Below are 20,581 nucleotides of genomic sequence, written 5' to 3'. Positions count from 1 at the left end.
GGGGGGGGGGGGGGGTCCGGCATGTACAATTCTAAGGATGAGGTCTTGCCTATTTACCGAGACATCATCTTTCGGTAGTCAATGTTCTCAACCTATCTTCAGTTGAACCCAAAAGCAAAAGACCAACAATGACCAACGAAAGAGCCCCTTCCCACATACCGGAAAGAGGCTCGAAACGCTTTAAAGATTGTAGATAACTGGTGGGCCGTCACGGGATCGAACCGTGGACCCGCTGATTAAGAGTCAGCTGCTCTACCAACTGAGCTAACGGCCCGAATGTATTTGTATGGTGCGCCTGGAGGGGCTCGAACCCCCAACCTCCGGCTCCGGAGGCCGGCGCTCTATCCAATTGAGCTACAGGCGCAACGTCGGTCCTTTATATCATAAAAGGAAAGCCGAAACAATAAAAAGGCCCTCCATTAATCGTCAATAAATGATCCATGGCACAAACAGAGGGCATTCAAAATAGGTTTTAATCTCCCCTAACTCTTCCTTTATAAATAGAGGGGATTCCAGAAGAAACCCGGGAGAACGCGGCAGGACTGCAATAGAGTTTAAGATAAACCGTCAAGTCGTCTGAAAGACAAGGCCAGAGATCTTTTTGGCGATCGAGGCATACTCACGGTACGGTGAGGAGCCAAAAAGGCCGATAATGCAGGATGTCAGGCAAATCGCCGATTTATCAGGATAAGGGTCCGCGGATCTGTACTAAACGGTAGGCGCACCGGCCGCAACTCTTCTAATACCATATCAGGATATCCCCTTAGAAGATCTCTCCACTTTTTGTCCTCCCCAGCGGCTTGATAAAAAAGGAGGTGTCCCCCCTTGCGAACAAGAGAGGCCCCCTCCCTGAGGACAAGTCTCGGATCAAGACCTCGTGTCAGGAGCAGGTCATAACTCCAATCCCATTCCTTACCACGTAATGATTCTATCCTGTCATGGGCAACGGAGATCTCTGAAAGACCGAGCAGGCCGATGATATGGTGAAGAAAGGTGACTTTCTTTTCAATTGGCTCGACCAGAGTCATCTGCAGATCTGGCCTGACAATCTTAAGCGGAAGCCCCGGAGAACCGGCCCCTGTTCCAACATCAATCCACCTGATCCCGCATGCGCTTTCCTTCTTGCCTAGCGGCGTAAGCGCATCCAAAAAAAACTTGATAACGATCTCATCCTCAGTCTGAAACCCCGTCAGATTGATCTTGCCGTTCCATCGGATGAGCTCTGAGAGGTAGGCCATGAATTGATCCACCTGAGAGGAAGACAAAAATAGGCCAAGCGTTTTACACCCGGCGACAAGCATGGATTTTGGACTTATTTTTTGCAAGAGTCCATCTTTTCCAGCCACCTTAAAGGATTACACAAGGCTAAGCGGTGAGGTGTGGCTCTTTAAGGCCAGTCTTCTCGGGGGATGACCCAGGGCCTAAGGGTGAAGTGCGTCTTTTCCGTTCAAGAGCGATCATCAGGATGGAAATGGCTGCAGGTGTCACCCCTGAAATACGCGAGGCCTGTCCAAGAGAATGAGGACGAATCCGCCCCAACTTTTCTTTTACTTCGTTCGAAAGACAACTGACCGCTTCAAAGTCAAAAGAGGTCGGGATTCTCTTCCCTTCCAAGCGGCGCTTACGGGCGACCAATGAAAGTTCACGCCGAATATAGCCCTCATATTTGATCTCTATTTCAACCTGATCTGCAATCGACGCATCGATCTTTCCATTCAAGCCAAACCATGCTCTCAATTTTCGGGTGTCGATGCCAGGACGCTTCAGCAGCTTTGCCAGACTCAGGGAGGGGAGAATACTTTCCATTCCATCAAACATCATCTTTTCAATCCCCCCTGGAAACATCCGGACCTGCGTATTTTCCAGCCACTGCTTCGCTTTGGAAACACGCTCGTTTTTTGACACGCAGGCCTCATACTGTTTTTCCGGGATCAAACCCAACTTATATCCCTTCTCCATAAGCCTCAGATCTGCGTTATCGTGGCGAAGCAGGAGACGATATTCCGCCCGGGAGGTAAACATTCGGTAGGGTTCTTCTGTGCCAAGGGTCACCAGATCATCGATCAATACCCCGATATAGGCCTCTGAGCGGTCAAGGATCAGCGGCGGCTCATTCCGAAGCTTCAGGACCGCATTGATGCCTGCCATCAGCCCCTGCGCGGCCGCTTCCTCATAACCCGAAGTCCCGTTGATCTGTCCGGCATGATAGAGACCCGCCACCGGCTTGGTCTCCAGGGTCGCGTTAAGCTGGGTTGAAGGGATATAATCGTACTCGATCGCGTAACCGGGTCGAAGCATCTTGACCTTTTCAAGTCCAGAGATTGTTTGAACAAATTCAAGCTGAACCGCCTCGGGCAGACAGGTTGAGATCCCATTGGGATAAACAACCTCCGTGCTTCTCCCCTCCGGTTCGAGAAAAATCTGGTGGCGCGGATGAGACGAGAACTTTGAGACCTTATCTTCGATAGAAGGACAATACCGTGGCCCCACCCCGGTAATCACCCCCGAATAGAGAGGCGATTCCCCAAGATGCGCCCGGATCATCTCGTGCGTTTTCTCATTCGTATAGGTCAGGTGACAAGGGAGCTGGTCGACCTCTAAGCGGTCGGTTGTGTAAGAAAAAGGAATCGGAGGGTTATCACCATGCTGTGGCAGGAGATTGGTATAATCAATCGTTCGACCGTCCAGCCGGGGCGGTGTGCCGGTTTTGAGTCTCCCGAGGTGAAAACCAAGACTGACCAGGCTTTCAGAGGCCTTGATCGCGGGGGCCTCTCCCATCCTTCCCGCCGGAAAAGACTTCTGTCCTATATGAATGAGGCCCCGCAGAAAAGTACCCGTCGTCAGGATGACCGCCGGAGCAAAGCATCGGGACTGATCATCCAGGATCACTCCTTGTATCCGGCCCGCTTGAACCAGCAGGCGCTCAACAGCCGCCTCCAACAAGCAGAGGTTCGGAGCTTGAGTGAGGGCCTCCGTCATCACTCGCCTGTAGACCTCTCTGTCGGCTTGGGCGCGGAGGGCGCGAACCGCAGGTCCCTTGCTCATGTTCAGCATACGGAATTGAATGCCGGCACGGTCGATCGCACGGGCCATCTCACCCCCAAGGGCATCGATTTCTCTAACGATGTGACCCTTTGCGATCCCCCCTATCGCGGGGTTGCACGACATCTGCCCGATATTTTCGAGCTTGAGGGTTACCAGGAGAGTTGAGGCCCCCATTCGTCCTGCGGCCAAGGCCGCCTCACACCCCGCGTGACCTCCACCAACAACAATAATGTCAAATTCTCGTCGCACCATCTTCTTCACTTCGTTCCGGCTTGAACCTCATGGAAGAGAAAGAGGAGCCAATGTTCCACGTGGAACATTGCCACTTTACTCGCCTTACGAACATACCCTCAGCAAGGGAATTGACTGCTATTCAGCATGCTGGTTCTTTGCCTTGTTGTTACTTTCCAATACAAAACTTACTGAATATCTCGTCCATAATATCCTCTGTCGTGGTTTCGCCCACAACCTCCCCGAGGGCATCGATCGCATCTCTAAGATCCACTGCTATGAACTCTGAAGGATTGTTCTCCTGGGCAGCATGTATGGCCCTTTCCAAGCCTTCATGGACCCGTTCCAAGACGTCTCGATGCCTCACCAAGGCAACGAGGGGGCGTTCCTTATTCGCCAGCGGGAGAAGGCTTCTTTTTATTGTTTCCAGAAGATCAGGTATTCCCTCTCCAGTCAGCGTCGAAACCTTGACAAGCGGATCCTCAGAAGCCTCTTTCTCCAGGCCCTTCTCGTTAAGAATTCCTGGAAGATCGATTTTATTAAGAACGAGGATTTTTTTTCGTCTCTTTAAGCGCTCATCAAGACGTTTATCCTCCTTTGCGAGGGCTTCACTCGCATCAAGGACCCAGATCCTTAGATCAGCTTCTTTTTCAGCCGTTTCAGCACGCAGAACACCCTCAACCTCGATAGGATGGTCTGTTTCCCGGTAACCTGCGGTGTCGACCAAACGAATCGTGATTCCATCCAGGACAAGCCACTCTTTCAGGAGATCCCGGGTTGTTCCCGGAAAAGAGGTCACGATTGCTCTGTCTTCCTTAAGAAGCGCATTCATCAGGCTTGATTTTCCGACGTTTGGACGCCCGACAATGACCACAGTGAATCCCTCTCGAATCTGCCGGCCCGATTCATACCCTGACAAGAGCATCTTGACCTCTTCGTTTATGGTGTTGAATCCGGCGAGCAAGGCTTTCTGGGAACCAGAAGAGATGCCATCTTCTGAAAAATCAATCGATGCCTCTATCTCAGCAAGGGAAGATAGAAGCTTTTTCCGTAAATCATTCACTTTATCAGACAGGGTCCCTTTTAACTGGCTGAGGGCCCACTGGTAATGCCTCTCGCCCTCTGATGAGATGACCTCCATCACCGCTTCTGCTTGCGCAAGGTCCATCCTCCCGGAGAGAAAGGCACGTCGCGTGAACTCACCAGGTCCGGCAAGCCGGGCGCCCTCCTTAACCAGCGCAGATAAGATTCTTTTTAAACCAACAGGGTTCCCGTGAGATTGAATTTCGACAAGATCTTCACCTGTATACGACCCCGGACCTTTCATAACAAGAAATATGCCTTGATCAATAACCTCTTTCCCATGTGGATCCTGAATTTCCGAATAATGAACCGTCTGTGTTCTAAAATCAGTCAGCCGCCCTTTTCTTTTAAAGAGCGGCTGTACGATTGAGAAGGCATTTGTCCCGCTGACACGGACAATGCCAATCGCAGATCTTCCTGCCGGAGTTGAAATGGCACAAATCGTATCGTTCTCTCCGTTCACTTCAAGCATTTTCTGAACCGATACTTCTTAGATTTATACTGCAACTTTCTCTTGTTTCATAAGGATCTGTTGGCCGACCGTCAGGATGTTATTCACCAACCAGTAAAGGACCAACCCAGAAGGAAAGTTTAGGAAGAAGAAGGTATAGACGATTGGAAGAAACTTCATCATCTTGGCTTGAGATGCCTCCATCGTGCTCGGTTGCGAAAATTGTTGTAAAATCATTGTCGCACCCATGACGATAGGCAATACATACAATGGATCTTTTTCAGAAAGATCTGTGACCCAAAATATGAAATGGGCTTGCCTTAGATCAATGGTTGTATACAGAATATTAAACAGGGAGATAAACACCGGGATCTGAACAAGCATCGGAAGACAACCCCCAAGTGGATTAATCTTTTCCACCTTATATAGATTAATCAATTCCTTGTTCAGTCTTTCCTTATCTTTTGCCCATTTTTTCTTGATGGCGGCAACTTTAGGTTGAACGGCACCCATCGCCTTCATTGACCGAAGGCTTTTCCATGTAACTGGAAACAGAATGGCCTTGACGAGAACAGTTACCAGAATAATGGCAACCCCATAGTTACCTGTAAATTTAAAGAAAAACCTCAGAAGGTAAAAGATTGGTTTTGCGATTAATCTGACCGGAAGCCAGCTTCCAGAGATAAACCAGCCAAAGTCAATGCTTTCATCCAGATTAACCCGCATTTCCTGCAAACGATCATATTCTTTTGGTCCAACATACAGAGAAAAGTTTCTCGTCCCATGATTCTCTTCTGTTTTAATACGAATCGATGAAGTGATCGAATTTTCGCCTTCTCCCTCGATGTAAACCTCTGCCTCTCCTGAGGGGTCTTCAGGAATCAGAGCACTCAAAAAATATTTGTCTTGAAGGGCTATCCACCGTAGCGTTCCCTCATGAGTGACATTCCCCTCCATTCTAGCAGGTGTTTCCAGAACAACTTCTCCGTTGACCAGGCTTATCGCTCCGGAACCGCGTCCTCTCTGATCTCCCCAGTCGTGGATACCAAAATTAGTCCCCAATGATAGGCTGTACCCATTATCGTAACCCTCCGTCAGGATACTGAGATTGACACGATACTGATCATGATAGAAACGAAGCTCCTTCACAATTTTTTGACCATCCGGTCCTTTGAATGTCATTTTAACTTTGCCTTCAGGATTAACCTGGCTCAACTGGAGTAGGGGTGTATCCAGGGAATAAACCCTTTTTTCGTTCTCCGCATTCTTCCCGGTGAAAAAGCTCAAAGGATGGACTACCGCACCTTCAGAAACCAATTCTATGCGGTGTTCATTGCCTTCTTCATCTTTTTCCGTATATTGCTTTAACTCCCATCCCTTAATTGTCCCCCCGAGGCTGGAAAGTGTAATTCGATAAAGATCACTTTCGATGACAGTCAACTTCTCTTCGAATTCTGTGGCCACCTCATGATTCAGCTCTTCATCCACAAAGATATTGCTCTCCTTATGACCCGCTTCATCCCCCTCTTTACGAACCTGTCTCGTCTTAGAATTCTCTGTTTCGATTTCAACAGATCGGTCTTTTTCGTCTAACTCTATGACTGGAGGTGAGGGTTGCTGTAGAGGCGTTCCGATGATCCAGGTGATGAAAAAAGGATACATAAAAATAATAAAGATGGATAATGCTAAGAAAATGATAAGCCGTTTATCCATAAGACGGACTCTCTTTCCTCTCTGTCGTTATATTAACTTATGGGGTCGTAGCCACCGCTGCTGAAGGGATGGCACCGCATCAGACGCTTCAAGGTCATCAGGATTCCGACAATAAAACCATACCTTTTAACTGCCTGAACGGAATAGGATGAACAAGTCGGGGAAAACCGACAAACCGGGGGGAAAACAGGAGAGATAAACTGTTGGTAAAACATTACCGTTCTGGTATATACTACGGAGATCACTTTTGGTTCGGGATTTCCGCCTCTATAAACATACGTTCAAGTCTTTGAAACAGTTTATTAAAGTTGAGTTCACCTGCTTTTCTTTTTGGTCGAATAACGATGTCATATCCAATAAGTCTCTCCCTGAACCGTAGGAGAAGTTCTCTGAAAACACGCTTTATCCTGTTACGCTTCACTGCAATCCCAAATCGTTTAGCGACATGCACTGCATAATTACATTGGAGGGATTTATTTTCAAGATACAAAAGGGTGAGATCACCAGAGCTTCTTCTCTTCCCATTGTGATAGATCTTTTGAATCGCCTTCTTATCCCTGAGACGCTTCAAGGGAGATTACACGCTGAGGCGCTTTCTTCCTTTTTCTCGCCTCCTCTTGATCACTTTTCGGCCATTTGCCGTTTCCATTCTTTTTAAAAATCCATGTGTCCGTTTACGCTTACGATTACTTGGTTGCCGATATGTTATAGACATCGCCGTTCCCCATCTGGTTAAAAGGGCAATCATCTTAAATTTTATCTTTCATGTCAAGCTTTAAATCAAAATTTAAGTCCTATCGTAAGACATATTTAGGGATGGATAAAAAAATAAAGACCCCTCATCGTCCGGTTTTTAAACAACCCTATTATTATTTAAAGAATATAAGTCTATTTTTTTATTTTTGATTAAAGAGTAATTAATAATAAAGGGAGTACATTTCTATGCATAACTTATGGAGACCCTTTATATTAAAGGAAATTTTATGATGATATTGGTGTTGATAGAGATCAATGTTTAGAGAAAAACTTGATTCAAATTTTATGTTTATGTATAATACCCAAGCTTGTTGATGTAAATGAAAGGGAACAAATATTGTTCCAAGAGAGTTCATGGGTAAGTAGTTGATAACTAGTTAATTTTACTAATTCACACCTGTTGACAACATTGTGGATAATAACAAAGGCCTTTGATGCAGTTGGCTCATATCTGGAAGCAGGTTCTTCTACAAATTCAACCTCATATTAATCCAAAGAGTTTCGATACCTGGCTTAAACCAACGACTCTCCTCTCTGTAAAAGAGACCGAAGTACAAGTGACTGTTCCAAATAGTTTTTTTTGTGAATGGATTCGAGACCACTATTTCATTCTCATAAAAGATGCCCTGGAAAAGGAATTGTCAGAAGAAAATGTCCGTATTCATTTTGTAATAAAGAATGTGGAGGTTTGGGAACAAAAAGATCAACAAGAAAACGAAGGAAAAAAACTGGGGCGACGGCGTGAGAGAAGAAAAGGATCGGTCAACCCAAAATATTCATTTCGTTCCTTCGTGGTTGGGGCAAGCAATCAATTTGCCCATGCCGCCTCTCTCAAGGTTGCTGAACAACCGGGAATATCCTACAATCCCCTTTTTCTATATGGGGGAGTCGGATTAGGGAAGACGCATCTTCTAAGCGCAATTGGGAATTTTATATCTTCCAGACATCCACTCCTTCGCGTTGCCTATCTCTCTTCAGAACAATTTACAAATGATTTGATTAATTCAATCCGCTTCAACAGAATGATCGAATTTCGAAGTAAATATCGGAGCGTTGATGTTCTTCTTATCGATGATATCCAGTTTATTGCCGGGAAAGAACGAACGCAAGAAGAGTTTTTCCACACATTTAACACGCTCTATGACGACAATAAGCAGGTTGTTATTTCAAGTGACCGATCCGCTAAAGAGATGTCGGGTATGGAAGAACGTCTGCGGTCCAGGTTTGAAATGGGGCTTATTGCGGACGTTCAACCTCCAGACTTTGAAACAAGGGTGGCGATTCTACGGAAAAAATCAGAGAATGAAGCAATCGTCATCCCGGATGATGTTACGCTTCTGTTGGCAACCCATATCAAGTCAAACATACGAGAGCTGGAAGGTGCCCTTATTCGCCTCGGGGCCTTCAGCTCGCTCACCGGGCATGAAATTAACCTTGAGATGGCAAAACGGGTCTTAAGAGATACGATCCATGAGCAAAAGAAGATCATTACCATCGACAACATTCAGAAAATGGTTTCAGAACGTTTTCAGGTGAAGATTGTTGAGCTGAAGTCAAAAAGACGGACCAAAAATCTGGTTTATCCCAGACAGATAGGGATGTATCTCTCAAGGCAACTGACCAATCTCTCTTTTCCAGAGATCGGGAAGCGTTTTGGAGGAAAAGATCATTCAACCGTCATCCATGCCTGCAAAAACATCGAAAAAGAGAAACAGGAAAATTTTAACCTAAGAACAACACTAGAGAGCTTGGCTCAACATCTTAAGGAGGAGTGAGCAATGAAGATAGAGATCAACCGGAAGGACCTGCTGACCGGGATACAACGGGTCCAGGGGGTTGTGGAAAAGCGAAATACAATGCCGATCCTTGCTCATATTCTCATGGAGACAAGCGATGATGGAATCAGACTCTTTGCCACTGATCTTGAAATCGGAATACGGGGTTCATATCCCGCTAAAATTTTAAAACCGGGGAAAATGACTTTCTCGGCAAGAAAGCTTTATGAGATTATTCGCGAGTTTCCGGAAGGGACTGTGACAATCACGACCCAGGAAAACCATTGGGTCGTGATTGAATCAGGAAAGAGCTACTTCAAGATTGTTGGGCTGCCCCCTGATGAGTTTCCGTCATCTCCTCCACCAGACAGCCAGAGGAAGATTCTTATAGATTCGTCACTCTTTTTGGCCCTGATTCGGAGGACCCTTTTTGCCTCTGGAGAAAACGACACCCGGTATATCCTGAACGGAATCCTTCTGCAGTTGGAGAAGATTAAAGGAAATGAACAGGGTATCCGTTTTGTTGCGACGGATGGGCATCGATTGGCCCTTGCAGAGGGTTTGATTAAAGCAGGTGAAGATGCGGAAGAAAGAGAGGTCATCATCCCTAAAAAGGCTATTCTTGAGATTAAGAAGGCACTGGAAGAAGACGAGGGAGGGGAAGCGCCCGAACTCCTGATCGGAAAAAGCCAACTGGTCTTCCGCAGAGGTTCCTTTGTTCTGACCTCAAGACTCATGGAGGGAACTTATCCAAACTATAAACAGGTGATTCCAAAGGGAAACGTGAAGAAGGTCACGGTCATAAAGAAGGACCTTGAAGGTGGGTTGCGACGTGTGTCTATCCTCGCGCGCGAGAAGACAAACGCGATTAAATTTTCCCTTCAGGAAGGGGGCATTACCCTGAGTTCGAATAATCCTGAAATGGGAGAGGCCAGTGAGGAGGTGGTGACTTCATTCAAGGGAGAGGGACTGACCACAGGGTTTAATGCCCGTTATTTTCTAGATGTCCTCTCCGTTGTGAAAAAAGAGGAGGTCACCCTCGAATTTAAGGATGCACTTTCTCCCTGCTTAATCAAAGAAGAGTCAAATAACTTCCTAGCCGTCATCATGCCGATGCGGGTCTAAATCTGTTCATTACTTCCAGGCGGTTCAATACAGAAAATGTGCTGAAGGGATCCGCTTGCGAGGTTGATGTGAGAGAGGTTTGAGGTAAGAAACGCCATGCCATCAGAGAAAAAAGAACAAGAATACGATGCAGGAAAGATCAAGATCCTTGAAGGCCTTGAGGCGGTACGGAAACGTCCAGCGATGTATATCGGCAGCACCGGGCCGACGGGGCTTCACCATCTTGTTTACGAGGTTGTGGACAATGCGGTTGATGAAGCCATGGCCGGTCATTGTACTGAGATTCAGGTGATGATCCACATAGACAACTCGATGACCATTATTGACAATGGCCGTGGAATCCCGACCAAACTCCATCCTCAGAAAAAAGTTTCGGCCGCAGAAGTCGCGCTGACCTATCTCCATGCCGGAAGTAAGTTTGATAACGAAACATATAAGGTCTCCGGGGGTTTGCACGGTGTCGGGGTTTCTGTGGTGAATGCCCTGTCGGAATGGCTGGAGCTTGAAATAAAACAGGAAGGAATCGTTTACCAGCAACGGTATGAAAGGGGGAAACCGCTTGATCCTCTTGAAGTCACAGGAAAGACTAAAAAGCGGGGGACCCAGATTACCTTTAAACCTGATGCGGATATCTTCGAAGGGACAGAATATTCCTATGATACCCTGGCCTACCGGCTCCGGGAACTTGCATTTCTGAACAAGGGACTCGAGATATCCATTGAGGATGAGCGGACGGAGAAAAACGATCACTTTTGTTACAAAGGCGGGATCGTCTCTTTTGTGGAGATGCTCAATGAAACAAAGTCGCCGCTTCACAAGCCGATTTTTATAGAGAAAGAGAAGAATGGCGTCCTGCTGGACCTTGGACTCCAATATAACGCGAGTTACTCTGAAAACCTTTTCTCTTTTGCCAATAACATCAATACCAAGGAGGGGGGAACCCATCTCAGCGGGTTTAAGGCCGCCCTGACCCGAACAACCAACAGTTATGGTCAGGCGAACAAAATCTTAAAAAACGGGGAAAGTATCACTGGGGATGATGCCCGGGAGGGTCTTACCGCTGTTATTTCCATCAAGCTTCCGGAACCTCAATTCGAGGGACAGACGAAGACCAAACTTGGAAACTCCGAGGTGAAAGGGATTGTTGAAGCAGCCGTGAACGAGGCCCTTGGGGAGTACTTTGAGGAAAATCCAAGTGTCGCGAAAAAGATAATCGAGAAGGCAATCACAGCAGCAAGAGCGCGGGACGCGGCGAAAAAAGCCAGAGAACTGATCCGTCGGAAAAACGTCCTCGACGGTGTGGGAACGCTTCCGGGAAAGCTGGCGGATTGCTCTGAGAAAGATCCCGCGCGGAGCGAGATTTATCTCGTCGAGGGAGATTCTGCGGGAGGATCTGCTAAACAGGGTCGAGACCGGCGCTATCAGGCGATCCTTCCCTTAAAGGGGAAAATTCTCAATGTCGAACGGGCGCGCTTTGACAAGATGGTTTCCTCTGAGGAAATCCGTGTACTGATTACGGCCTTGGGATGCGGGATAGGAACGACCGATTTTGATATTGCCAAGGCCCGATACCACCGCGTGATTATTATGACCGATGCCGATGTGGATGGGGCCCATATCCGGACACTTCTGCTGACCTTTTTTTATCGTCAAATGGTTCCGATGATTGAAAAGGGGTATATCTATATCGCCCAGCCGCCGCTCTTCAAAGTCAAAAAGGGAAAGAAGGAGCAATACATCAAGGATGAGGCCGGATTGAGAGAGTACCTGATCGGGGCATCAGGTGACGAGGTTAAAATATTTTTAGCAAACGGAGAAACCTTTGTCGGCGGTGCAAAAATAAAGGCCCTCCTGAAAAAAATGACGTCTTACGAATTGCTTATCGATCACTTTCAGCGAAAGCAGATCGATCCGGATGCTCTCCGGGGATTGATGCAGGGAGAAGGTTTAAATCGAAACCTGCTGAAAGACCGGGAACAACTGCAGGTTCTCCTTGAGAGAGCCAAAACATACTGGAAGACCTATTGCCCCACTGAAAAGTTCATTCCGACGATCAAAAAAGACGAAGAACATAAATCAAACCTGATCGAATGCCGGGTAGAAAGAGACGGAACGACCCAAACCTTCAGGATTGATGAAGCGCTTGTGACCTCCCCTGAATTTCGGGAACTGTTGAACCTTTCTCCGTTGCGGATCGGGCTTGGCGTGCCGCCGTTTCGTATTTCCGACCCCGAAGGAGAAAAAGAGTATTCCACCACGGCCGAGATCATCCAGCATATTCTGGATCGGGGGAAGAAGGGACTCAGCATTCAACGCTATAAAGGTCTGGGGGAGATGAATCCGAACCAGCTTTGGGAGACAACGATGGATCCGGAAAAGCGGACCCTGCTTCGGGTCAATCTTGAGGATATCGTCGGCGCAGAGAAAACCTTCTCCGTCCTAATGGGGGATGACGTTGAACCCAGAAGGGCCTTTATTCAAAAACATGCGTCCGAAGTAAAAAATCTCGATATTTAAAATAAACTGGAGTCATCATGCCTGTACCCATAGAGGAAAGAAGTATCCCGGTGAATCTCGAAACCGAGATGAAAACCGCCTACATGGACTATGCGATGAGTGTCATTGTCGGACGGGCCCTGCCAGATGTCCGGGATGGACTGAAGCCGGTTCACCGGCGAATCCTCTACGCAATGTTTCGTGAGGGACTCTTATCGAATCGGCGTTATTCTAAATCAGCCGGTGTGGTTGGAGAGGTGATCAAGAAATATCATCCTCATGGAGACACAGCAGTCTACGATACTATGGTTCGGATGGCGCAGGACTTCAACATGCGCTATCCCCTGGTCGATGGTCAGGGAAATTATGGATCGATTGATGGTGATCGGGCTGCGGCCTACCGTTACACCGAAGCCCGTTTGACGAAACTGGCTGAAGAGATGCTGGCCAACATCGACATGGAGACCGTTGACTTTTCTCCCAACTATGATGATACCGTGGTTGAACCGGTTGTTCTTCCAAGCCGTATTCCGAATCTGCTTATGAATGGATCCGCAGGTATCGCGGTCGGCATGGCAACCAATATTCCGCCTCACAATCTCTCCGAACTGATTGATGGCCTGATGATCCTCCTGGAAGATCCGGACATTACGATTGACGGCCTGATGGAGACGATTAAGGGCCCGGATTTCCCAACGGCCGGATTTATATACGGGACGAAGGGGATCGAAGATGCCTTCAGAACCGGCCGGGGATCCGTGATCATGAGGGCGAGGGCGGTCATAGAAGTCAACCCGCGTACTGAGCGGGAGACGATCGTCGTGACGCAACTTCCATATCAGGTCAACAAGTCGAGGCTGATTGAAAAGATTGCCTCTCTTATCCGGGATAAGAAGGTGGAGGGGATATCGGACCTTCGGGATGAATCCGACCGTGACGGGATGCGGATTGTCATCGAATTGAAACGCGGAGAGATTGGAAAAATTATCCTGAACAAGTTGTACAAGCATACGGCATTGCAGTCATCTTTTGGGATTATCATGCTGGCCTTGGTGAACAAACAGCCCCGGGTTCTGAATCTCAAAGAGATCCTCCAGTTTTTTCTGGACTTCAGGAAAGAGGTCATTATCCGCCGAACCCGCTTTGAGCTTCGTCAGGCGGAGGCCCGTGCCCATATCCTCGAAGGGTTGAAGATCGCCCTGGACAACCTTGACGAAGTCATCTCCTTGATTCGCGCCTCAAATTCACCCGAGACGGCGCGGACGGGATTGATCAGCCGTTTCGGTCTCTCAACCATACAATCCCAGGCGATCCTTGACATGAAGTTGCAGCGTTTGACGGCCCTTGAACGGGAAAAACTCATCGCGGAATATCAGGCCATCATGAAGAAGATCAAGGCGCTGAAGGCCCTTCTTGCCAGCAATCTCCTTATCAAAAAAGTCATCCAGGAAGAACTTGGAGAGATCAAGGAAAAATACGGGGACACGCGAAAGACTGAGATTATCCCAGAGACGGGAGAGATCTATATCGAGGATCTTATCGCACATGAGGAAATGGTAATTACCGTCTCCCACACCGGGTATATAAAGCGAAACCCGGTTTCGATTTATCGCAGCCAGCGGAGGGGTGGCAAAGGAAAGATTGGCGCGGGATTGAAGCAGGAAGATTTTGTATCGCATCTCTTCCTCGCCTCGACACACGATTATATTCTCTTCTTTACAGATGCCGGAAGGGTTTACTGGTTGAAGGTTCACCAGATCCCCGAGGCCGGTCGGGCCTCTAAAGGGAAGGCGATCGTGAATCTCCTTCAAATCTCACAAACGGAAAAGATCCGCGCCATTCTTAAGGTCGAACAGTTTCAGGAGGGGAAGTTTGTGGTCATGGCGACTTCTCGAGGCCTCATCAAGAAAACCGCGTTGACGGCCTACGGAAATCCGCGTGTGGGCGGGATTCGGGCGATCAATCTGGCAGAGGGGGACCGCTTGATTGCGGTTGGCATGACTGCAGGCGACCATGATATCCTGATCGGGACGATGCTTGGACTCTCCATACGGTTCCAGGAAAAAGAAGCGCGGCCGCTCGGTCGGGTCTCGACCGGTGTTCGGGGCATTCGCCTGCGAAAGGGCGATGAAGTCATCAGCATGGAAACCCTGACGCCCGACAGCCATTCCGCCATTCTGACGGTTACCGAAAATGGATATGGAAAACGGACCGGTCTTTCGGAATATCGGACGCAGGGTCGGGGGGGGCAAGGGATCATAACCATCCAGACCAGTCAGCGGAATGGCCACGTTGTCGCGGCCTTCCAGGTCGACCCGGAAGCCGAGGTGATGATTATGACCGCGATCGGGAAGATCGTCCGCCTCAAGATAAAAGATCTCCGCATAATTGGCCGGAATACACAGGGCGTCCGCCTTATCGAGATGAATGCAGGAGATCGTGTTATTGGCGTGGCGGGGCTGGCTGAAAAAGGAGAATCGGAAGAATCCACATGAACCTTTTCCACAGCAAGGCCGCCATGCAGAAAAAGATGGGTATGCTGAGGAAACTCTGAATAAGTCATGAATTTATTTTTCAGGGCAAAAATGTCCCGCTTCTACGTTGCAAATCTTGACAATAGCGGGCTATCGCTTCGCGAGAACCATCCTCTGCGATTTGCGCCTTGAATCGAAATATTTTATCTCCTGAAAATTTCAACCCAGACTTAATAAGAGCTTCCCTGAATCCTTACGAGGGATCAAGATGAATCTCCGTTCAAGGGTTTTCCCCTGGTTTGTCTTTTGGCTCTGTGCCCTTTCATTGACGCTCTGGTGGTTTTGGTCTGCTGCGGACCGAACCTCCAGGAAATACCTTGAATCGGCAGAACTTCGATGGGAAAAGGAAGACTATCTTGGCGCAATTCGAGACTATGAGAAGATCGTCGAAGAGTATCCCAAAAGCAAAGTGGTTTCAGAGGCCAACTACTGGAAAGGGGTCGCTTATTTTCTCTATCTCGACAACTACCAGAAGGCAATCACCTCTTTCAATGAAAGCATTCGGGTCGCTGTTTCTCCCTTTGACAAGGCCCATGCCCTGGAGGCTTATCTTTATATCGCAGAAATCTACGATAACAAACTAAACCAACCCAAAAAGGCAATAGCAGTCTATGAAAAAGTAATGGAAATCACGCCGGATCCGAATCAGGTTCTGGAAGTTCAATACAAGGTTGGTGTTCTTTACTTTGATCTGGGAGATCTGGAGCAGGCCCGTGTTGAATGGGATATTCTGGCCAGGAAAGATCCAAGAAACAAATGGGCTCCTGCGGCGCTTTACCGTGGGGGGGGTACGTATTTTATTCTTGGAAAGTGTGATGAGGCGATCAAAATCTACCAGACGCTCTACACTGAGTACCCTGAACACGAAATGAGTCCCTTTGCAAAGTTCAGGGCGGCCAATTGTTTTGAGGAAAACAAAAGCCATACAGAGGCGCTTCAACTTTACCTGGAATTAGAGGGTATTTATCCGAACAAAGAACTCCTGACCGGCAAGATTAATAAGTTGAAGTCACTGACTCAGGGTTCCTGATTTGAGAGTAAGAATTCAGCTCTCACCCACCGAAGCCTCCATGACGGCCTTGCTATGCGACAAGACCTCAGATATAAACAAAATATTTACGCTTAGGTAAGCCGCTCCTTGTGCCTCGTTCTGAAGGAATGGGTTTCGCAAAGCCAAATCCAGGCAGGCTGAATCATCTAATCTTTCACCGTAAGATGCCGTCGCATAGCCTTTTGAATGGCCTCCTTTAAATCGTGATCTTGCACGGGTTCGAGTTGTTGTCTCAGAATGGCGGCGTCCTGATCACTTAGTTTCGCCCTCTTCGGAGCCGGAGGGTTACTAGAAGGTTTGGAAGGGGGTGGGAGGGAAGAGATTTGGAAGCGAATATTTTGAATGGGACGTTTTTTAAGGAAGTGATTGACCTTTTCAATAATTTCTTTCTTCATAAACGAAAGTTGATGCATCCAGACGGCCTCGTCGACCAGGATGATCAGGGTCGCATGGCGAATGTCTTGAGGATGGGTATGGGCTGCGATCTGGGGTCCGACCGCTTCCTCCCAATGTTCTCCTAAGTGAAAAGAGGCGATCCCCTTTTCCAGCCCCGCATTTTTCGCCAGCCTGTTCAGGATCGGCGCAATGGAGGATAGTCTGCTTGCCATGGAACAATGTTATAATAGCGACAGATTGAAGTCAACGCCCTAATCCGGCGGAGCCGGAAAGGGGCTTGCGTCGCCCCCTCTACCGGCAAAGCCGGACGGAGCCTCCCCCTCAACGCTTTCAGGGGTTCGCTGGTTATGAACACGGGGGAGAGGTCTACGCAAAAATGGTGATGTTACCGCCATAGAGTCTAATTCTACGATTACGGATAATAACGATGTCTGGGAAGAAGGAGAAAGATGCTGTCATCGCCAAGAATCGAAAGGCTTTCCATGACTACTTTATCCAGGAGTCCATGGAGGCTGGCATTGTCCTTCTGGGCACCGAAGTGAAATCGATACGTGACGGGCGTATTAACCTTAAAGACAGCTATGCGCGGCTTGAAAAAGGAGAGATTTACCTCTATAATTGTCACATCAGCCCCTACCGTCACGGAAATCTCGCGAATCACGAGCCATTGCGCAGACGGAAGCTCCTACTCAAGAAAAGAGAGATCGAGCGATTCATTGGACAGACACAAATAAAGGGACTGACCCTAATTCCCCTGAAGTTCTATTTTAAGCGTGGCTTGGTAAAAGTAGAACTGGGACTGGCCAAAGGGAAGAATCTGTACGATAAGCGAGAGACTGAGGCCAAAAAGACCGCCCAACGGGAAATGGAGAAGGCGGTGAGGGCAAAAGTTCAGGATTAGGCTTGATGGTCAGGTAAAATGTCCATTTTCGTCATTCCGGCGGAGGCTGGAATCCAGAGGTCTTAGTAAGCTCCAATACCCTTGAGTCCCGGTAAGAACCGGAGTGGGGACTTTTTAAGAAATTACGATTGTTGATAACAAGAGAAAGGGGGGCGATCGGCTTCGACGGGGTTTGGAGGTCAGGGAGTGCATGCCGAGGTCCCATTGGGCTCGTTAAACAAATGGGAAAAACATAGTTGCTAACACACCGTTAGCTCTCGCTGCCTAAGTGCAGTGACATCAACCTTCCTTTGTCTGCGCGGGGGGAAGATGCCAGATAGCAGGCTGGCTCGCTTCAGTGCTTCAGGGGAGCGGGTAAGATTTATGAGGCTAGCAGATGATTCAACCTGTCTCTAGGTGGGATTTAATGCGAATTTAAAAAGTAGAGACTAAGCATGTAGTGGTCTTTGACTGAATTTCTTCGGACGCGGGTTCGATTCCCGCCGCCTCCACCAGAACAAGGTTCAACAAGAACCTAAAAAAGCCCGCTAGGCCTTAGAAACAAAGGTTAGCGGGCTTTTTATTGCCTATAGCATCCCAAATAGTTCTAGACAATCCTGCCGTTTTGGTAGTACATTTGGTAGTACTCACTCAATACGACCAAATGTACTACCAAAATGGCAACTAAAACCAAACCACTGACAAATACAGCAGTAAAACAGGCCAAACCTAGAGAGAGGCTTTATAAGCTATATGATGGTGATGGACTACAACTCAGGATCATGCCAAGCGGCTCAAAAATATGGTTGTTTGATTATAAGAGACCCTATACAAAAAAACGAACCTGCTTGAGCCTGGGGGCTTATCCTACAATTTCCATTGCTGATGCCCGAAAAAAGCGCACTGAGGCCAAGGAGCTACTGGCAAAGGATATTGACCCACAGGAATACAGGGATGAGCAAAGCCGCATAAGTAAGACAGCAGACAACAACACACTGGAATATATAGCTGCCCAATGGCTGGAAGTTAAGAAGGCTGATATTTCAGGTGACCATGCATCAGATACGTGGCGCTCTCTTGAGTTGCACATTTTTCCTCAATTGGGAAAAGTCCCTATCCACAAAATCACAGCGATTAAGGCCATTGATACCATCAAGCCCATTGCAGCGAAAGGGAGCCTTGAGACCATCAAACGCCTTTGCCAACGCCTGAATGAAATCATGATCTATGCGGTTAATACCGGCATCATAAAGAGTAACCCACTGGCTGGGATTAGCAAGGCATTCCAAAAGCCTGCAAAACAACACCTACCCACACTCAAACCTGAAGAGCTACCTCTTCTACTCCGCACCCTAACCACAGCCAGTATCAAATACACAACCCGCTGCCTGATAGAGTGGCAACTTCACACCATGGTAAGGCCCAGTGAAGCCGCTGGCACCCGTTGGGATGAGATCAACCTTGAAACAGCCATCTGGCATATCCCGTCAGAACGTATGAAGCGGAAAAAAGAGCATGTTATTCCACTATCCAGCCAATGCTTGGCGTTGCTGGAACTCATGAAGCCAATCAGTGGGCGAAGTCAGTTTGTCTTCCCCTCAGATCGTGACCCCAAAAAGCACACCAACGCGCAAACCGCAAACACTGCCATAAAGCGCATGGGTTTTGATAAAAAGCTGGTCGCCCATGGTATGCGGTCACTGGCCAGTACCATCTTAAATGAAGAGGGCTTTGATGGTGACGTAATTGAAGCCGCTCTTGCTCATATTGGGAATAATGAGGTTCGCAATGCCTACAACCGAGCCAACTACCTCGAACGTAGAAAGCCAGTGATGGCGTGGTGGAGTGACCAGATAGAAAAGGCCGCAACGGGGAATATGAGCCTAACAGGAAACAGGGGCTTAAAAATAGTTGGCATGAAATAGCCGCTACTCCACGGCCTGATTTTGTATTTCACGGGCAACTGCTTTAGCGAGTTCAGCAGTGTTTATATTTTGCGTAGTCGCTTCACGGGGCAACCCTATATTTTGGATAATCTCAACTTGTCGCTTTGGCTGTACTTCCCCGTAACTTAAAAACGTAGTCAGAACCCCTTCATGACCTAAATTTTGGCTCCACGCCTTAAATTCTTCGGGGGATTGGCAAAGACTCTCACCCAAAGCCGCCAGGGTATTGCGAAAGCTATGCGGGTTAAAGTTGGGCAACTCAGCCAATAAGAAAGCATTTTTGAAGATTCTTCGTATCGCGGCGGCATTGCTCCAATGCTCACAGGCCAAACCCGCAACTTTAAAGCTGTTATCACAATCTTGGCTCATTTTGGTTTTAGGAAAAAGCGGTGCATTGTTTCCCATCAATAGCTCACTCTTCAAGTACTCCACCCACTGAATAACAATATCACGCACATCATCACCCACAGGGAAAAAGCCGGTGGTAAAGGTTTTACTGAATTTGGTGTTCACCTCTCTGGCGTCTTGATAGACCGTCCCCGCTTTTAAGTCGATGTGTTTCAACTTCAGCGAAGCGATTGCGCGATCTCTCGCCCCGGTGAGCAGAGTGAAGGCAATCAATGCTCTATCACGCTTCTCAATAGCCGTTTCGTTCGGCATCATCTCCAATACATGCTTAATCTGTTCCACACTTGCAACCGGCTTTTGGCGTGTTGCCTTAGCGGTACGCGCCTCTTTCTCAGAGAGATTGAAATACTCGGCATCCGAATACTTAATCCGTACTTTATAGCCCGTCTCTTGTGACAACCACTCGATAAACCCTTTTAAATGCCTAAGCGCTCCGTTCATCGTTGCCAGGGTTAGTGGCTTACCTGTTCTATGGTGCTTTTGCTTGGCCAGATGTTTTTTAAATCCTATCGCCTGCTCAAAGTGAAATGCCTTAAAATCTTTCTGTTTGTTGTAAGACTCAAACCGAGCAATCGCCTTTGCAACGGCATCAATAGAAGCTTCATTTTGTCCCTTGGCTTGCTTTAAAAAGGTCAGATATTTACGCTTAATCCGTTCGTTGTTGGCGTTATGATTTTTCATGGGTTTACCT

The 20,581-nt window shown here is 47.8% G+C and carries 16 protein-coding genes, 2 tRNA genes and 1 other RNA gene; 8 read left to right on the top strand and 11 right to left on the bottom strand.

The genetic code is table 11. The annotated features are described in order from the left end of the window. Positions 1-198: 198 nt before the first annotated feature. From EYQ01_09085 to EYQ01_09045, 9 genes are all read right to left on the bottom strand, one after another. A tRNA-Lys gene (locus EYQ01_09085) sits at positions 199-274 on the bottom strand. 13 nt (positions 275-287) lie between these two features. Then, positions 288-364: transfer RNA gene (locus EYQ01_09080), tRNA-Arg, on the bottom strand. Between the two features lie 298 nt (positions 365-662). Then, on the bottom strand, positions 663-1,301 hold the full coding sequence (gene rsmG, locus EYQ01_09075) for a 16S rRNA (guanine(527)-N(7))-methyltransferase RsmG (protein ID HIE65941.1): 639 nt from the start codon (positions 1,299-1,301) through the stop codon (positions 663-665). Between the two features lie 64 nt (positions 1,302-1,365). After that, positions 1,366-3,297, bottom strand: a complete 1,932-nt coding sequence (gene mnmG / locus EYQ01_09070) for a tRNA uridine-5-carboxymethylaminomethyl(34) synthesis enzyme MnmG (GenBank protein HIE65940.1) — start codon at positions 3,295-3,297, stop codon at positions 1,366-1,368. Positions 3,298-3,445: 148 nt separating this feature from the next. Beyond that, positions 3,446-4,831, bottom strand: coding sequence for a tRNA uridine-5-carboxymethylaminomethyl(34) synthesis GTPase MnmE (mnmE, locus tag EYQ01_09065; GenBank protein ID HIE65939.1), 1,386 nt, complete (start codon positions 4,829-4,831; stop codon positions 3,446-3,448). 24 nt (positions 4,832-4,855) lie between these two features. After that, a complete protein-coding gene (locus EYQ01_09060) occupies positions 4,856-6,523 on the bottom strand; it encodes a membrane protein insertase YidC (protein ID HIE65938.1) in 1,668 nt (555 codons plus the stop codon). A 32-nt stretch (positions 6,524-6,555) separates the two neighbouring features. Continuing rightward, the gene (gene yidD, locus EYQ01_09055) at positions 6,556-6,738 is read right to left on the bottom strand and encodes a membrane protein insertion efficiency factor YidD (protein HIE65937.1); all 183 of its coding nucleotides are present in this window, start codon (positions 6,736-6,738) and stop codon (positions 6,556-6,558) included. A 26-nt stretch (positions 6,739-6,764) separates the two neighbouring features. After that, complete coding sequence (rnpA, locus tag EYQ01_09050) at positions 6,765-7,094, bottom strand: ribonuclease P protein component (GenBank protein HIE65936.1); 330 nt, start codon at positions 7,092-7,094, stop codon at positions 6,765-6,767. Between the two features lie 6 nt (positions 7,095-7,100). Beyond that, positions 7,101-7,238, bottom strand: a complete 138-nt coding sequence (locus EYQ01_09045; GenBank protein HIE65935.1) for a 50S ribosomal protein L34 — start codon at positions 7,236-7,238, stop codon at positions 7,101-7,103. A gap of 475 nt (positions 7,239-7,713) precedes the next feature. On the opposite strand from EYQ01_09045, the gene dnaA reads away from it, so the two are divergent. The 5 genes from dnaA to EYQ01_09020 all read left to right on the top strand — a co-directional run bounded on the left by dnaA (position 7,714) and on the right by EYQ01_09020 (position 16,239). After that, positions 7,714-9,054: a chromosomal replication initiator protein DnaA gene (dnaA, locus tag EYQ01_09040; protein HIE65934.1), complete on the top strand. Its 1,341-nt coding sequence runs from the start codon at positions 7,714-7,716 to the stop codon at positions 9,052-9,054. A gap of 3 nt (positions 9,055-9,057) precedes the next feature. After that, on the top strand, positions 9,058-10,179 hold the full coding sequence (gene dnaN, locus EYQ01_09035; protein HIE65933.1) for a DNA polymerase III subunit beta: 1,122 nt from the start codon (positions 9,058-9,060) through the stop codon (positions 10,177-10,179). Between the two features lie 96 nt (positions 10,180-10,275). After that, entirely contained in the window at positions 10,276-12,696 is a 2,421-nt protein-coding gene (gyrB, locus tag EYQ01_09030; protein ID HIE65932.1) for a DNA topoisomerase (ATP-hydrolyzing) subunit B, read from the top strand. 17 nt (positions 12,697-12,713) lie between these two features. Next, positions 12,714-15,170, top strand: coding sequence for a DNA gyrase subunit A (gene gyrA, locus EYQ01_09025; GenBank protein HIE65931.1), 2,457 nt, complete (start codon positions 12,714-12,716; stop codon positions 15,168-15,170). A gap of 247 nt (positions 15,171-15,417) precedes the next feature. Further along, positions 15,418-16,239: a tetratricopeptide repeat protein gene (locus EYQ01_09020; protein ID HIE65930.1), complete on the top strand. Its 822-nt coding sequence runs from the start codon at positions 15,418-15,420 to the stop codon at positions 16,237-16,239. A 167-nt stretch (positions 16,240-16,406) separates the two neighbouring features. On the opposite strand, the gene EYQ01_09015 is transcribed toward EYQ01_09020, so the two are convergent. Then, entirely contained in the window at positions 16,407-16,868 is a 462-nt protein-coding gene (locus tag EYQ01_09015; GenBank protein HIE65929.1) for a DUF721 domain-containing protein, read from the bottom strand. A 215-nt stretch (positions 16,869-17,083) separates the two neighbouring features. Here EYQ01_09015 and smpB point away from each other — a divergent pair, with 215 nt between their 5' ends. The 3 genes from smpB (at position 17,084) to EYQ01_09000 (ending at position 19,461) form a co-directional block, all read left to right on the top strand. After that, entirely contained in the window at positions 17,084-17,557 is a 474-nt protein-coding gene (gene smpB, locus EYQ01_09010; GenBank protein HIE65928.1) for an SsrA-binding protein SmpB, read from the top strand. Between the two features lie 148 nt (positions 17,558-17,705). After that, positions 17,706-18,051: a transfer-messenger RNA gene (ssrA, locus tag EYQ01_09005) on the top strand. A 162-nt stretch (positions 18,052-18,213) separates the two neighbouring features. Continuing rightward, positions 18,214-19,461, top strand: coding sequence for a DUF4102 domain-containing protein (locus EYQ01_09000; protein HIE65927.1), 1,248 nt, complete (start codon positions 18,214-18,216; stop codon positions 19,459-19,461). 3 nt (positions 19,462-19,464) lie between these two features. On the opposite strand, the gene EYQ01_08995 is transcribed toward EYQ01_09000, so the two are convergent. After that, positions 19,465-20,571 (bottom strand): site-specific integrase, encoded by a 1,107-nt coding sequence (locus tag EYQ01_08995; GenBank protein HIE65926.1) that lies wholly within the window; start codon positions 20,569-20,571, stop codon positions 19,465-19,467. Positions 20,572-20,581: the final 10 nt, after the last annotated feature.

The sequence above is a fragment of the Candidatus Manganitrophaceae bacterium genome (assembly GCA_012960925.1).
Classification (GTDB): Bacteria; Nitrospirota; Nitrospiria; order SBBL01; family JAADHI01; genus DUAG01.
The sequence above is the reverse complement of the archived record's forward strand: the minus strand, read 5'-3'. Positions and strand labels throughout refer to the sequence as shown.